Origin of the sequence: Vaccinium witches'-broom phytoplasma str. VAC (assembly GCF_000309405.1) — a bacterium.
Classification (GTDB): domain Bacteria; phylum Bacillota_I; class Bacilli_A; order Acholeplasmatales; family Acholeplasmataceae; genus Phytoplasma.
On the sequence record NZ_AKIN01000206.1, the window covers coordinates 1 to 493 of the forward strand.

The 493-nt window shown below is 28.6% G+C and carries 1 pseudogene; it reads left to right on the plus strand.

Annotated elements, in window-relative coordinates:
• A pseudogene (locus RI68_RS02945) lies at positions 1–471 on the plus strand (hypothetical protein); the annotation flags it as partial.
• Between the last annotated feature and the right edge of the window lie 22 nt (positions 472–493).

Below are 493 nucleotides of genomic sequence, written 5' to 3' on the forward strand. Positions count from 1 at the left end.
TTACTAGATCAATATTTAATTAATAACAATTACAACTCCCAAAGTCAAAAAGTGATCCGTGGTAAAATCAATGAATATCTTATTTTACTCTATTTTCAAAATCAAGGAATCACAAATTTATACCCCCAAGCTTATTTATTCTTCATTCCAGATATTAAATTTGATTTAGTGTTATTTACCCAAACGAAACGGATTATTGCCTTTAGTATTAAAACATGCCTGCGTGACCGTTATCGTCAAGCCATGGTAGAAGCTCAACAATTAAAAAAACTAGATACTCGTTTTGAATTTTATTTATTAACTAATAACACTGTGGAAACTCAAAGATTAAACAAGAAAATCAATCAAGGAAAAATCCCAGGAATTAACCAAGTGATCGATTGTTTTTCACCTCAAGCGAATATCTTTTTACAAACATTACTGACTAACCAATTCCTCCCTTTTAGTGATATTAACATGATTAAAAAATAAAAAAAGGAGTTAATATAAAATG